Below are 14,325 nucleotides of genomic sequence, written 5' to 3' on the forward strand. Positions count from 1 at the left end.
CCGCGGACTGTTCGTCGAGTGAACGCCCCAGCCCCAAGCACCGGCCACCGAGAGAGAGTTCGCACCGTATGACACCCCGCCTCGTCGACGCCTGCCCGCTCGGCGCCGCCACCACCCTCGCCGAACTCGCCGACGACCCGCATCCGCGACTCGCGCTGCTGCGTGCCCACGAACCCGTCTCCTGGCTGCCGGAGTTGAACGGCTGGCTGGTGACCCGGCGCGACCTCGCCCTGACCGTGATGCGCGACGCCGCGGTCTTCACCGTGGACGACCCCCGCTTCTCCACCGCGCAGGTCGTCGGCCCCAGCATGCTCTCCCTCGACGGCGACCGGCACACCCGCCACCGCGAGCCCTTCAACGCCCCCTTCCGCCCGAGGGCGGTACATGAGGGCTTCACCGCCTGCATCGAACGCGAGACCGACCGGCTCATCACCGGGCTCCCGCCGGCCGGCGCCGCCGACCTGCGACGCGCCTTCGCCGGACCCCTCGCGGTCGCCGTCGTGACCGAGGCCCTCGGCCTCACCGGTACCACCGCGGACGCGGTGCTCGCCTGGTACGACGCCATCGTGCGGTCGGTCTCCGACATCACCGCCGGACACCTGGCGGGCCCCGCCGGCACCGCTGCCTACGCGCAGCTGAGCGCCGCCGTGGAAGCCACCGTCGCGGACCGGAGCGCCGCCTCGCTTCTCGTCTCCGCTGCCGAGCAGTTGACCGTGCCCGAGGTGGCGTCCAATGCGGCCGTCCTGATGTTCGGGGGCATCGAGACCACCGAGGCGATGATCACCAACGCGCTGCTGCACCTGTTCCGGCATCCCGCCCAACTCGCCCTCGTCCGGGACGACTTCGACCTTCTGGATGGCGCGATCGAGGAGTCCCTGCGCCTCGAACCCGGCGCCGCGGTCGTGGACCGCTACGCCACCCGGGACACCGTCCTAGGGTCGGCCGCGATCCGCCGCGGCGACCTGGTCACCGTCTCCCTGGCGGGCGCCAACCGCGACCCCGCCGTCTTCCCCGACCCCGACCGGTTCGACGTCCGACGCGAGAACGCCCGCCTCCAACTGGCCTTCGCCCACGGCCCCCACCACTGCCTCGCCGCGCACCTCGCCCGTCTGGAGACCCGCATCGCCCTCCACCGCATCCTCGAACACCTGCCCGGCCTGCGCCTCGACCCGGACCACCCCGCGACTGTGCGGGGCCTGGTCTTCCGCAAGCCGTCTGCTGTGCACGTGCTGTGGGACGTTCCCGCCTGACGAGGGGTGTTCCGGAGTCACTGCGTAGGGGAGTAGCCGGGCGAGCCATCAGGATCCAACAGAGTCCGACAAGATTCTTGCTTCGGCTGTGTTCGAAGTCCTAGGGTGAGCCTGGCTCGCCAGCTCCCACTGTCACCAGCAGTTGTGTGCTGACTCAATATCAACTCCCACACCGCCCCAGTGGGTTGAGCCGCCGCCGATGACCACAGCGCTGCCGGATTCCGGGTCGGATTGTCAACAGTAACGAACAAGATCTGACGCACCCTCGGTCCGTGCAGCGCACTGTCGTACCGAGGAAGGCCACGGTCATGCCGCACCCCCACGAGTTCGCCGTCAGCCGCCGCCGTCTGCTGGAGGGCGGAGCCGCCGTCCTCGGCGCGCTCGCCCTGTCCGGACCGGCCGCCGCCCACCGGGCCGCCGCTGCGGACGCGTCGGACGCCACCCCCGAGTGGAACGGCCACATCGACGTCTTCCGCGTCGGCACCGAACCCGCGCACACCACGCTGATGCCGTACGCGACCCTCGCCCAGGCCCTCACCGCCGACCGGACCCGCTCCCCGTACCGGCAGAGCCTCGACGGCACCTGGAAGTTCGCGTACGTCGACCGCCCCGACGACCGGGACACCGACTTCCACCGCACCGACCTCGACGACCGTGCCTGGGACACCATCCCGGTCCCCTCGGCCTGGCAGCTGTACGGGTACGACAGCCCGATCTACATCAACAGCGACTACCCCTGGTGGGGCGCCAACGGCCGGGGCGAGGAAGCTCAGCCGCCGGCCGCCCCGACCGTCCACAACCCCGTGGGCCAGTACCGCCGCACCTTCACCCTCCCGCGCGACTGGTCGGGACGCCGGACGTTCCTCCACTTCGAGGGCGTCAAGTCGGCCCACTACGTATGGATCAACGGCACGCTGGTCGGCTACCACGAGGACTCGTACGACCCCTCCGAGTACGACATCACCCCGCACCTGAAGCCGGGCACCAACCAGATAGCCGTCGAGGTCTACCGCTACTCCGACGGCGACTGGCTGGAGGACCAGGACATGATCCGGCTGAGCGGCATCTTCCGCTCGGTCTACCTCTACTCCACCCCGGCCGTACGCCTGCGTGACTTCCGGCTCGACACCCCGCTGAGCGACGACTACTCGGCGGCCGAACTGTCGGTCACCGCGAACGTGCGCGACTACGGCGGCAAGGGCGCCGGTCAGTACTCCGTCGAGACCCAGCTGTACGACGACGGCGGGCACCCGGTCTGGTCGCGTCCGCTCCAGCAGACCGTCGCGCTCGGCGCCGGCGAGGAGAAGTCCGTACAGGCAGCGAAGGCCGTGCCCGCGCCGCGTCTGTGGTCGGCCGAACACCCCAGCCTCTACACCGCCGTGCTCCGCCTGCGCGATCCGGCCGGCCGAGTGATCGAGACCCTCTCCCACCGGGTCGGCCTGCGCGAGTTCGCCCTCAAGGACGGGCTGATGCGCATCAACGGCAAGCCGGTCTCCTTCCGGGGCACCAACCGGCACGAGATGCACCCCGTCCACGGCTCCGCCCTCACCCGCGCGGACATGGTCCAGGACATCGGCATCATCAAACGGCTGAACATCAACACCGTCCGCACCTCGCACTACCCGAACAACCCGCAGTGGCTGGAACTCGCCGACGAGTACGGCCTGTACCTCGTGGACGAGACCAACCTCGAAACCCATGGCGTCCGGGGCGAGTACCCCGGAAACCACTCCGAGTGGACCACGGCGTGCGTGGCCCGCGCCCAGAACATGGTCCACCGCGACAAGAACCACGCCTCCGTCGTCATCTGGTCGCTCGGCAACGAGGCGGGCGGCGGCAGCACGTTCAACGCCATGTACGACTGGATCCGCTCCTACGACACCACTCGTGTCATCCAGTACGAGGGCGACGACCGCCCCGGGATCAGCGACATCCGCTCCGAGATGTACGACAGTCCCGCCCGCGTCGAGCAACGCGCGAAGGACACCGCCGACACCCGGCCGTACGTGATGATCGAGTACTCCCACGGCATGGGCAACTCCAACGGGAACTTCAAGAAGTACTGGGATCTGGTCCGCCGCTACCCCGTCCTCCAGGGCGGCTGGATCTGGGACTTCGTCGACCAGGCCCTCGCCTGGCCCACCCCGACGCGCAAGCTGTTCACCGAGACAGGGCCCACTGCACTCCAGGGCGAGATCATCGCCCCCGCCGGCACCTTCACCCGCGACGAGGGAGTCTCCGGTGGCACCGTCTTCGCCCGCGACGAGCGCCTCGACCTCACCGGGTCCCTGACGCTGGAGGCGTGGATCACCCCGCACTTCCTGGGCTACCACCAGCCCGTCATCGCCAAGGGGGACACCCAGTACGCCCTGAAGCAGTCGGGCAGGGGCCTGGAGTTCTTCATCTACGGCGGCGGCCAGTGGATCAGCGCGTGGTGGGCGCTGCCCGACGACTGGACCGGCAAGGAGCACCACATCGCCGGCGTCTTCGACGCGACCGCGGGCACACTCACCCTCCACGTCGACGGCGTGGCGCGGGCCACCAGGACCACCACCCAGCGGCCGAGCAACAACACCGCGTCCCTCGCGCTGGCCACCGACATCGACAACCCCACCCGGGAGTTCAGCGGCACCATCCGGCGGGCCCGCGTCTACGCCCGCGCGCTGAGCGCCGCCGAGCTGGCCTCCGAGAGCCGTGGCCCCGGTGACGACGGCGTACGGTTCTGGTTCGACGCCGCCACCGTCGGACTCACCGAGAAGCGGCCCCGTGGCAAGACGTTCTACGCCTACGGCGGCGACTGGGGCGACAACCCCAACGACGGGGCCTTCGCCGGGGACGGCATCATCACCGCCGACCGCGGGCTGACCGGCAAGTCCGCCGAGGTCAAGCGGATCTACCAGGCGGTGCAGGTCACTTCGGGTGCGACGCCGGGCACGGTCACCCTCACCAACGAGTACCTCTTCACCAACCTCCGTGAATTCGACGGGCGTTGGGAACTGGTCGCCGACGGAAGCGTGGTCCGGCGCGGCAAGCTGACCCGTGCCCAGCTGGACGTGGCGCCCCTGTCCGGCAAGACCATCACCGTGCCCTTCGAGCTGCCGGACGACCCGGCGCCGGGTGCGGAGTACTTCCTCCAGCTGTCCTTCACCACGAGGGAGAGCACGAAGTGGGCCAAGGCCGGCTTCGAGGTGGCCCGGCAGCAACTCGCCCTCGACGCGGGCAGCCCCGCCGTCACACCCACACCGCTGGACAGCGTCCCGGCGCTCCGCCACGAGGACGGTGACGCGTCGGTCACCGTCAAGGGCAAGGGCTTCTCGGTCACCGTCGACAAGGCGACCGGAGCCATCACGTCGTACAAGGCGGGCGGTGCCCAGCTGATCGCCTCCGGGCCCACCCCGAACTTCTGGCGGGCGCCCACCGACAACGACCGGGGCAACTCCCAGCACACCCGCAACCAGACCTGGCGCGACGCGGGCACCCGGCGTGCGGTGACCGGCGTGAGCGTCCGCGCCCTGCGGGACCGGGCCGTCGAGATCAAGGTCACCGGCACGCTGCCGACGACACCGGCATCGACGTACACCACCACCTACACCGTCTTCGGCAACGCTGAGATCAAGGTCGACAACACCCTGCACCCGGGGGCGAGTTCACTGCCGTACATTCCGGAGGTCGGCAACCTGCTCCTGCTGCCCGGCCGCCTGGACAGGCTGCACTACTACGGGCGCGGCCCAGAGGAGAACCACTGGGACCGCAACAACTCCACCGACGTGGGCCTGTACTCCGGCACCGTCGACGGGCAGTGGAGCGGCTATCTGCGCCCGCAGGAGAACGGCAACAAGACCGACGTCCGCTGGATCGCCCTGACGGACCGCCGGGGCGCCGGTCTGCTGGTCTCCGCCGAACCGCTTCTGGAGGTCAACGCCTCGCACTTCACGCCGGAGGACCTGTCGGTCGGGGCCCGCCACGACTACCAGCTCACCCCGCGAGACGAGGTCGTCCTGCGTCTGAGCCACCGCCAGATGGGCGTCGGCGGCGACAACAGCTGGGGCGCGCACACCCACGACGAGTACAAGCTGTTCGCCAACCGCGACTACTCGTACAGCTACCGGCTGCGTCCCCTGAAGGACGTCGACGCGGCGATGGCGGACTCGCGGCGGCCCACGGCGGGGGAGTCCGCCGGATAAGCAGGGGGAGCACGGTTTCGGGGGCGTCACCCTTCGTCGGGGGTGGCGCCCTCGCCCAGTCCGTCGGCCGGACAGGCGAGGTACAGGGCCATGGTGGTCCGGTGTTCGCGCAGCGGGCGGCCGGTGAGCTGCTCAGGCGCGCGGTCGAGACCGGCGTCCCGCGGAACCCGGCCACCTCTCCGGCCGGTCCGGTGGCGACGGGATCGCGCAGGGCGGGCTGCCAGCAGGGTCGGGCCACGCCGGGGCCAGGACGGCGAGGGGCACTGGGAGCGAGCGCACCATCCACCTCCCCACGTCGGCCGGCCGCGTTGTGGCACACCAACTCCCCGCCGAGTAGGCCGACTTCGTAGGTCAGGCCGGTCGTGAACGGGCCGCCAGTACGGCGATGTCGTCCTCGGCGGGAGCGTCCGCGAGCTGAGCCAGGACATCGTCGAGGATGGCGTCCAGGGAGGCGCGCGGCGACAGCCGGAGCCGGGTGAGGCGGCGCAGCGACACGTCGATGTCCTCGCCGCGCCGCTCCACCAGCCCGTCCGTGTAGAGCAGGAGCACACCGTCCGGGACCGTCGGGCGGGTGAGCGTCGTATAGCTGCCGAATCCGGTGCCCAGGGGCGGGCCGACCGGGATCTCGACGAGAGCGACAGTGCCGTCCGGGGAGAGGAAGGCGGGCGGGAGATGGCCGGCGTTCGCGTAGGACACCGTCTGCCGGACGGGATCCTCGAGGGCCAGCAGACAGGTGGCGACCCGGTCGAACCCGGAGTCGGCGACCGTGCGGTCGGCGTGGGTGAGCAGCAGGTGCGGGGGGAGGCCCGCCATGGCCAGGGCGCGCAGTGCGGAACGGTAGTGGCTCATCGCGACGGCGGCCTCGACCCCGTGCCCCATGACGTCCCCGATGACCAGGAGATTCCGGCCGTCGGGCAGGGCCAGGGAGTCGAACCAGTCACCTCCGATGAGGGCCACGTCGTCGGCGGGCAGATAGCGGAACGCGGTCGGCGCACGTGGGTCGGTCGGCGCGCCGGCGTCGGTGAGCAGCGCGTGCTGAAGTTCCAGGGCCATGCTGTGCTCGCGGGTGTGCAGGGCGGCGCGCTCCAGGGCGCGGGCAGCCCGGTGCGCCAGTTCCAGGGCCACCGAAACGTCGTCGCCGGTGAAGCCCTGGGAGTTGAACGCGCGCACGAGCGACAGGGTGCCCAGCGGGCGCCTGCCCGCGATCAGGGGCAGGACGAGGACCGAGTGGACGCCGATGTTCCGGTAGGACGTGGACCGGTCCGTGTGCACCGCGCCGGACTGCCGGTCCTGCTCGGAGATGCCGTTGCTCAGCCAGGGGAGGCCGGCGTCCAGGCAGGCGCGGATCTCCGTGCCCGGCGGATAGTCCAGGGTGTCGCCGAGACCGGCCAGGGCGAGCACCGCGTCCTTGATGCCGGGCACCGCCGCGAGGGCCGCCCGGCGCAGTCGCAGCACTCCCGGAGGCGGTCGGTGCGGACCGGCCTTCACATCGAGGTTCAGCTCGACACCGGCCGCGTCCGCCAGGTCCGGCACCATGAACTGGGCCAGCTCGGCGCAGGTCGCCTGTACGTCCGAGGTGGTGCCGATGCGGGAGGTCGCGGTGTCCAGCAGTGTCATCCGGCGGTGCGCGCGCTCCAGTTCGTCGACGTGCTGCTGCGGGGCGCTGATCTCCAGGAAGATCCCGGCGAGACCGAGCACCCGGCCGTCGTCGTCCTGGAGCCGGTGATAGGTGGCGTGCCAGGCGCGGCGGGTGAAGGGTATGTCCGCGCGCGTGTGCCCTGTTCCCACGAGCTCACGGGGCTGCCCGTCGTACAGCACCTGCCGCAGCACGCTCTCGGGTCGCTCCACCTCCGGCGACGACTCGGCCAGGGTCCGCCCCAGGAGCTCCGCCGCCGACAGGCCGCTGATCCGGACCATGTGCGGGTTGACGTACAGAAAGCGCAGTTCCGTGTCGAGGACGACCACCCCTGCGGCCGTGCCCTCGACCAGCTGACGCAGCACGCCGTACTCCTCGACCAGCCGAGGCAGGTCCCCGACGGTCGGCCCGGCGAGAAGCGCCTCGACGTCCTCGAAGAGCAGCGGCCGGAAAGCGTCCATGACCACCGCACCTCATCACTTCTCGTCGGCATGGCGCTTGCCACACGGCAGAGACAATGATCGGCGACACGGGGGTCGCGCGCATGTCGGGAGCCGGCTGCGCCTACCTGCTCTGGTTCTCGCGCTTTTCCTGCTGTTCCTGGTGCAGTTCCTTGATGCGCGCCGTTTCCTTGCGGACGTCGACCTGTACGGAGCGCTCGTGCCGGAGCCACTCGGGGGCGTCCTGCTTCAGGGCGTCGATCTGCTCGGTGGTGAGGGCCTCGGTGACCCCGCCGCGGGCGAGTCCCGCGATGGAGACGCCCAGCTTCGACGCGACCACCGGGCGGGGGTGCGGGCCGTCGCGGCGCAGGTCGAGCAGCCAGGCCGGCGGGTCGGCCTGCAACGCGGTCAGCTCGGCGCGCGTGACGACACCCTCCTGGAACTCTGCGGGGGTGGCCTCGAGGTACACACCCAGCTTCTTCGCCGCGGTCGCGGGCTTCATGGTCTGGGAGGTCTGCTGCGTCGTCATGGTGTCAAGGGTATCGAGCGTATGAACCAGCGCCGACCACGGCGAACCGGGCGGGCAACGGTGAGCAGGGCGGCAGCGCGACGGGAGGAGCACGGAAGGTAGCCTGGCGCGGTGACTGGCTCGGAAGATTCCCCCGCGTTCCGGCTCGCGTACGTCCCGGGAGTGATCCCCGCCAAGTGGGTGCGGATCTGGAACGAGCGGCGAACCGACGTCCCCCTGACCCTGCTCCAGGTGTCCACCGCCGAGGTGGGCGGCCTGATGCTCGCCGGTGACGCCGACGCGGCCCTCGTGCGCCTGCCGGTGGACCGTACGGTGCTCAGCGCGATCGCCCTCTACACCGAGACCTCGGTGGTCGTGGTCCCCAGGGACCATGTCGTGTCCGCCGTCGAGGAGGTGACCGCCGAGGACCTCGCCGACGACATCGTGCTGCACCCCCTCGACGACGCCCTCGACTGGGAGACCCTCCCCGGCCGCCCCGCGCTCGAGCGCCCCGCGACCACGGAGGACGCCATCGAGCTGGTCGCGGCCGGGATCGGCGTACTCGTCGTCCCCCAGTCCCTGGCCCGTCTCCACCACCGCAAGGACCTCATCTACCGCCCGGTCACGGACGCGCCCGAGTCCCAGGTCGCGTTGTCCTGGCCGGAGGACCGTACGACCGACCTGGTCGAGGACTTCATCGGCATCGTGCGGGGCCGCACCGTCAACAGCTCGCGCGGACGCCGGGAGGAGCCGAAGGGGGAGCAGCCGAAGCCCAAGAAGCGCTCCGGTACGGAGGGCACGGCCCGCAAGCCCGCCGCGGGAAGGTCCGCGGGCCGGGGTGCCCGCAGCGGCGGTTCCGGCAAGACCGGCGGCACCCGCCAGGGCAAGCCCCGCCGCAAGTCGTAGCGCTCCCCGGGACGCCAGGGGCCGGGCGTGGGCGCGGAGCGCGGGATCAGCCGGTGGGTGTGCGTCCGATCGACCGGCCGATCGACTCGACCAGGGGGAGCAGCCGGTGCGGGACCCGCTCACGCAGGGCGACTTCCGTGCGGGTGCGGACCACGCCCGGCACGCTGATCAGTGACTGGATCACGTCCTCCAGGTGCGCGTTGTCACGGGACACGACCCGCGCGAGGAGATCACCGCCGCCGGCGATCGAGAACGCCTCGACGATCTCCGGCACGGCCGCCAGCGCGTCCCCGACCTCGTCGAGGTGGCCCTGGGTGACCTCGATGTGCACGAACGCGAGCACGGGGTGGCCGAGCGCGGCGGGGGACAGGGACGGACCCGTGCCGGTGATCACACCGTCCCGTTCGAGGCGGTCCAGGCGGGCCTGCAGGGTGCCGCGCGCGATGCCGAGGGAACGGGCGTACTCGCGGACGCTGGTGCGCGGCTGCTCCAGCAGCAGCCGCAGGATCCGGGTGTCCAGCTCGTCGACGGCGATGTTGTCCGGCCTCCTCGTACGTGGTCCGTTGGCTCGGCGGTGGCCGCCCGCAGACCGATATGTCTGTGCCAATGGCTCAGCCTATGCGACCCCACTTGAGCCAGTAGTGGCAGCAATGCTCCAATGATCGCGTCGATGGCGCTGCGGATTCCGCGGCGCCATTTCCATGCCGATTCCAGAGGGGCGGGGCAGCAGTGCTGAAGAGGGTGTTCATGGCGCCGGACCCGGGCCGCGCCCGGCTGCGGTTCGCCGCGCGGGCCGTGCTCGGCGTCGGTCTGGCCGTCACCGTCTGCGGCCTCGCCGGGCACTCGCTCACCGGGGCCGTGACGGGCGGACTCGCCGCGCTGCTCGCCCTGTTCACGGTCACCGACGCCACGGTGCGCGGGCAGGCGTTCACCACCGCGCTGCTGCCCGCCGTCGGCCTCCCCGTCCTCGCCGTCGCGGCCGAGCTGCATGACCGCCCGGTCGCCCGTGGGCTCGCCCTCCTCACCGTCGTCGGCGCGGGTGTGTACGCGCGCCGCTGGGGCCCGCGCGGCCACAGCCTGGGCGTCTTCGCGTTCATGACCTTCTTCGTCGCCCAGTTCCTGCACACGGGACCGGAGCAGCTGCCCGAGCTGTCCGCCGCCGTCGTCCTGTCCCTGTTCACCGCCTCGACGGTGCGCTTCGGACTGTGGTGCTACGAACGCCGTACGCCCCCGCCGCCGGTCCCCGTCGCCCCGGCTGCTGAACGCGGCCTGGCCCGCGCCACCACACGGCAGGCCGTCCAGGCGACTGCCGCCGCCGGCTTCGCGCTGGTCGTGGGCCAACTGGTGTCCGGGGACCGCTGGTACTGGGCCGTCGGTGCCACCTGGTGGATCTTCGTGAACACCACCTCGCGCGGCGAGACCCTGGTCCGTGGCTTCCGCCGCGTCCTCGGCACGGTGCTCGGCATCGCGCTCGGGCTCGCTGTCGCCGTTCCGGTGGCGGGGGCGGCCGTCCCCACCGCCGTGCTCGTCGCCGTATGCGTGTTCGGCATCTGCTACTCGGCCGCCGTGTCGTACACGTGGATGATGCTCTCGGTCACCCTGCTCGCCGAGCTCCTGTACGGGCTTCTGGGCGTCCTCGGCCCGGGGCTGCTCGGCGTACGGCTCGCGGAGACCGGTGTCGGCGCCCTGGGTGCCCTGCTGGCCGTTGCCCTCGTGCTGCCGATCACCACGCACGCCACCACCGACGCCTGGATCCAGCGCGCCCTGCGCTGTGTCCACGCCTGCACCGCCGAGGCCACCGCCCGGCTCGCGGGTGCGCCGGGCGCCGACCCGGCACCGCGCGTGGCCGAACTGGAGCTGCTGCTGGGGCGTGTCCGGCTCTCGGTCGCGCCGCTCGTGCATCCGCTCAACCCCGTGCGCGCCCGTAAGCGCCGCGCCCGCCGGGTACTTGCGCTCCTCGACGACTGCGCCCGTGAGATCCGCGGGCTGGCCGCCGTGGCCGCCGACCCGGAGGCTTCCCACGACGTCCGGCTCGCCGCCGCCTGCCGACGTGTGGAGACCGCGGTGGAGGCGCTCACGGAGGGCCGCGCGGACACCGTCACGGCCCCTGAGGAAGGGTCCCACGCCATCGAGCCCGCCCTCGCTCACCTGCACGGCCTGGAACGGGCCCTGGCCGAGCTGGCCACTCCGCTGCGTGGCCAGGCCGGCTCGCCGCTGGTCGAGGCCTGAGGTCCTCTCGTCCACACCCCGCTTTTTGGTCTAGACCGATGGGGTACGGTCGCCCCGACCGATCAGGAGACCGAGAGGGGACGGCAATGGGGCGACGACGAGCGTTCATCGGCTCGTTCACGACGGCGGGAGGCCCAGGTGTCCTGGTCGCCGCCGTGGACGACGACAGCGGCGCGCTGACCGCGCTCGGCGCGGCGGACGACGTACCCGACCCGTCGTATCTCGCCCTCGCCGCCGACGGGCACACGCTCTACGCGGTCAGCGAGACGGACGAGGGCGCCGTGGCCGCCTACCGGGTGAGCGGCGACACGCCCGAACTCGCCGGGCCACCCGTGCCGGTCGGCGGCAGCGGGCCCACCCATCTCGGGCTCTTTGCCGGGCACGTACTGACCGCCAACTACGGCTCAGGCAGCGTCACCGCGGTGCCGGTCGGCGCCGGCGGCACGCTCGTCGGCGTCGTGTCCGACGTGCGCCGGCACACCGGCTCGGGCCCGAATCCGGCGCGTCAGCTCGAGCCGCACGCCCATCAGGTGCAGCCCGACCCGAGCGGCCGATGGGTCGTCGCGGTCGACCTCGGGACGGACTCCGTCCACGTGTACGCACTGCGCGACGGCCGCCTCGTACCGCACCGCGATTGCGCCCTGCGTCCCGGTTCCGGGCCGCGCCACCTGGCCTTCCACCCGGACGGCGCGTACGCGTACGTGCTGAACGAACTCGCCCCGACCGTCACCGTCTGCCGCTGGGACGCCGCCGAAGGCCTCCTGACGCCCCTGCGCGAGACACCGGTGCTGGCGGGCGCCCCGGACGGCGACGCCTACCCGTCGGGCATCGTCGTCTCGCCCGACGGCCGCTTCGTGTGGACGGCGACGCGCGGCCAGGACGTCGTGTCCGTGCTCGCCGTCGACGACGCCGGGGCCGCCCTGCGGCTGGTGGACACGGTGCCGTGCGGCGGCCACTGGCCCCGCGAACTGGCCGCCTCGGGCGGATACCTGTACGTCGCGAACGAGCGCTCCGGGGACGTCACCTGGTTCGCCCTCGACCCCGACACCGGCGTCCCCCGCCGCGCCGGCTCGCTCGCGGTCCCGGGGGTGTCCTGTGTGATCTTCGGCTGAGCGACCGACCGTGGGCCGGACACGCCGAGGGCCCGCTCCCGGAAAGGAGCGGGCCCTTCGGCGTACCAGGTTCCGGCCGTCGTGCTTCGCCGTACAGGGGTGCTGTCCGGGTCAGCGGACCGGGGCGCCCTGCGGCTGCTGCGGGGCGATGCCCAGCGCCGTCGTGTACTTGGCCAGCGCGAGCTTGCCGATGGCCGGGTAGGGACCGAGCGCGTCGGAAGCGGCACAGCCCGCCTCCTGGGCGGCGGCCTCCAGCAGACCGGCCTCGATCTCCGGGCCGATCAGATACGGGGCCAGCGCGAGGTTCTGCGAGCCCGAGGCGCGCAGCTGCTCGGCGATGGCCGCGATCGAGCCGTCCTGGTCCAGGGCCGCCGCCATCACCGGCACAGCGAGGCGCGCGGCGAGCAGCATCCCCGTGATCCCGGCCGCCTGCACGGCCTCCTCGCCGCCCACGGAGGCCAGGACGATGCCGTCCGCAGCTGTCGCGACGGTGAACAGACGGGCCCGGTCGGCGCGCGCGAGGCCCGCCTCGGACAGCCGTACGTGCAGTCCCTCGGCGAGCAGCGGGTGCGGGCCGAGGACGTCGGTCAGGTCGGCCGCGATACGGCTCTCCATGACGGCCTGGCGAATCTGGCGCAGCAGCGCGTTGTCCGGACCGGCGAGCAGCGGCACGACGACCGCCACGGGCCCCTCGGGCTGTTTGACGTCCGCACCGGCGGCGAGGGCCTGCTCGTAGCGGGCGGTGCGCTCCTGCGCGGTGCGCGTGAGCACGAACTGGAGCGTGGGGAACTCCGCGTCGTCCCCGTCGAGGTACCCGATGTGGGCGTCGAGGCCGGGGAGCTCGGAGCGGGCGATGCTCACGACCTCCTCGGCGAGGCTCCGCGTGGCGGCGCTGGGCGCGCCCGGCACCGCGAGGAGAAGCGCGGGCGCACCCTCGGGAGCCGCCAGCGGCTCGGGGCGGCGGTGCCGGCCCGGCTGGCGGGGGCGCGGCATTCGTACTGGCAGGCCGGCGGGCCCAGTGGGGGAGCTCATGGCGCCGCATGTTACTGGCTTATTGGGCTCCCCTGTTCGGGGAGGGGGCAGGTGAGCGGTATCCGTCCGCTTTTGTCTGATGAGTTACGTACGGATCAGAAGCGATCAGTACGTGACATCTTCGCGCGGAGCCGAGGGGACGGATTCGACCCTCATGGTGTTCCGGTGCTGGTCAGTCGCCTACGGCCGCCACGTCCCGGTGGGCTGAGCGGACTTGCGCACCAGTGGAACGAGTCGCCTCCTGTCCGGCAATAGGGCATCAAACTCATATGCCGGTCATTCGGGCTCGCATATCGGTCAGCACAAGCGGTGTTCGATCGTCCGCGTCCCCCGCCGGTCAGGGCAGGCGCCAGTCCACCGGGGCGACACCCTGTCCGGTCAGCAGGTCGTTGGCCCGGCTGAAGGGGCGTGAGCCGAAGAACCCGCGGTCGGCCGACATGGGGGACGGGTGGGCCGACTCGATCGACGGCAGGCTGCCGAGGAGCGGGCGGAGCTTGCGGGCGTCGCTGCCCCACAGGATCGACACCAGGGGCTTGCCCCGGCCGGCCAGCGCGCGTATCGCCTGTTCGGTGACCTCCTCCCAGCCCATTCCGCGGTGTTTGCCGGGGCTGCGCGGAGCCGTGGTGAGCGCCCTGTTGAGAAGCAGCACCCCCTGCCGGGTCCACGGCGTCAGATCGCCGTTGGACGGCTGGGACACCCCCAGGTCGGTGTTGAGCTCCCGGAAGATGTTGATGAGGCTGCCGGGCAGCGGACGCACCTCGGGCGCGACCGAGAACGACAGCCCCACCGCGTGCCCCGGGGTCGGATACGGGTCCTGCCCGACGATCAGGACCCGTACGTCGTCGAAGGGCTGCTGGAAGGCCCGTAGGACGTTCGGTCCGGCCGGGAGATAGGTGCGTCCCGCGGCGATCTCCGCGCGCAGGAAGTCGCCCATCCCGGCGATTCGTTCGGCGACGGGTTCGAGGGCTTTCGCCCAGCCCGCTTCGACAATCTCGTGCAACGGTCGTGGTGCCACGGCGTCACCCTAC

General features: G+C 71.8%; 10 protein-coding genes. 5 read left to right on the plus strand and 5 right to left on the minus strand.

Going from position 1 to position 14,325, the window contains the following annotated elements; all coding sequences use genetic code 11:
• Window positions 1-68: 68 nt before the first annotated feature.
• Window positions 69-1,250, plus strand: coding sequence for a cytochrome P450 (locus tag G3I71_RS24170; RefSeq protein WP_164317319.1), 1,182 nt, complete (start codon window positions 69-71; stop codon window positions 1,248-1,250).
• A 308-nt stretch (window positions 1,251-1,558) separates the two neighbouring features.
• On the plus strand, window positions 1,559-5,434 hold the full coding sequence (locus G3I71_RS24175) for a glycoside hydrolase family 2 TIM barrel-domain containing protein (RefSeq protein ID WP_164317320.1): 3,876 nt from the start codon (window positions 1,559-1,561) through the stop codon (window positions 5,432-5,434).
• Window positions 5,435-5,785: 351 nt separating this feature from the next.
• Here the strand turns inward: G3I71_RS24175 and G3I71_RS24180 are convergent, their stop codons facing one another.
• Both G3I71_RS24180 and G3I71_RS24185 read right to left on the minus strand, forming a co-directional pair.
• Window positions 5,786-7,531: a SpoIIE family protein phosphatase gene (locus G3I71_RS24180; protein ID WP_164317164.1), complete on the minus strand. Its 1,746-nt coding sequence runs from the start codon at window positions 7,529-7,531 to the stop codon at window positions 5,786-5,788.
• 103 nt (window positions 7,532-7,634) lie between these two features.
• Complete coding sequence (locus G3I71_RS24185; RefSeq protein ID WP_164317165.1) at window positions 7,635-8,039, minus strand: DUF5997 family protein; 405 nt, start codon at window positions 8,037-8,039, stop codon at window positions 7,635-7,637.
• A 111-nt stretch (window positions 8,040-8,150) separates the two neighbouring features.
• On the opposite strand from G3I71_RS24185, the gene G3I71_RS24190 reads away from it, so the two are divergent.
• On the plus strand, window positions 8,151-8,924 hold the full coding sequence (locus G3I71_RS24190) for a LysR substrate-binding domain-containing protein (protein ID WP_164317166.1): 774 nt from the start codon (window positions 8,151-8,153) through the stop codon (window positions 8,922-8,924).
• A gap of 46 nt (window positions 8,925-8,970) precedes the next feature.
• Here G3I71_RS24190 and G3I71_RS24195 read toward each other — a convergent pair whose 3' ends face one another.
• Window positions 8,971-9,459 (minus strand): Lrp/AsnC family transcriptional regulator, encoded by a 489-nt coding sequence (locus tag G3I71_RS24195; RefSeq protein WP_164317321.1) that lies wholly within the window; start codon window positions 9,457-9,459, stop codon window positions 8,971-8,973.
• Window positions 9,460-9,653: 194 nt separating this feature from the next.
• On the opposite strand from G3I71_RS24195, the gene G3I71_RS24200 reads away from it, so the two are divergent.
• Window positions 9,654-11,153: an FUSC family protein gene (locus G3I71_RS24200; protein WP_164317167.1), complete on the plus strand. Its 1,500-nt coding sequence runs from the start codon at window positions 9,654-9,656 to the stop codon at window positions 11,151-11,153.
• Between the two features lie 86 nt (window positions 11,154-11,239).
• Window positions 11,240-12,265, plus strand: coding sequence for a lactonase family protein (locus G3I71_RS24205; protein WP_164317168.1), 1,026 nt, complete (start codon window positions 11,240-11,242; stop codon window positions 12,263-12,265).
• Between the two features lie 111 nt (window positions 12,266-12,376).
• On the opposite strand, the gene G3I71_RS24210 is transcribed toward G3I71_RS24205, so the two are convergent.
• Together G3I71_RS24210 and G3I71_RS24215 are read right to left on the minus strand one after the other, a co-directional pair.
• Window positions 12,377-13,297 (minus strand): sirohydrochlorin chelatase, encoded by a 921-nt coding sequence (locus G3I71_RS24210; RefSeq protein WP_203731182.1) that lies wholly within the window; start codon window positions 13,295-13,297, stop codon window positions 12,377-12,379.
• A gap of 337 nt (window positions 13,298-13,634) precedes the next feature.
• Window positions 13,635-14,312, minus strand: coding sequence for a uracil-DNA glycosylase (locus tag G3I71_RS24215; RefSeq protein WP_164317169.1), 678 nt, complete (start codon window positions 14,310-14,312; stop codon window positions 13,635-13,637).
• Window positions 14,313-14,325: the final 13 nt, after the last annotated feature.

The organism is Streptomyces sp. SID12501, from assembly GCF_010550245.1.
Lineage (GTDB): Bacteria > Actinomycetota > Actinomycetes > Streptomycetales > Streptomycetaceae > Streptomyces.

What these genes read in the sequence shown, in the direction of transcription:
- G3I71_RS24180 (WP_164317164.1), bottom strand. Translation starts at nt 7,531, where the DNA reads ATGGACGCTTTCCGGCCGCTGCTCTTCGAGGACGTCGAGGCGCTTCTC.
- G3I71_RS24205 (WP_164317168.1), top strand. Translation starts at nt 11,240, where the DNA reads ATGGGGCGACGACGAGCGTTCATCGGCTCGTTCACGACGGCGGGAGGC.
- G3I71_RS24185 (WP_164317165.1), bottom strand. Translation starts at nt 8,039, where the DNA reads ATGACGACGCAGCAGACCTCCCAGACCATGAAGCCCGCGACCGCGGCG.
- G3I71_RS24170 (WP_164317319.1), top strand. Translation starts at nt 69, where the DNA reads ATGACACCCCGCCTCGTCGACGCCTGCCCGCTCGGCGCCGCCACCACC.
- G3I71_RS24210 (WP_203731182.1), bottom strand. Translation starts at nt 13,297, where the DNA reads ATGAGCTCCCCCACTGGGCCCGCCGGCCTGCCAGTACGAATGCCGCGC.
- G3I71_RS24175 (WP_164317320.1), top strand. Translation starts at nt 1,559, where the DNA reads ATGCCGCACCCCCACGAGTTCGCCGTCAGCCGCCGCCGTCTGCTGGAG.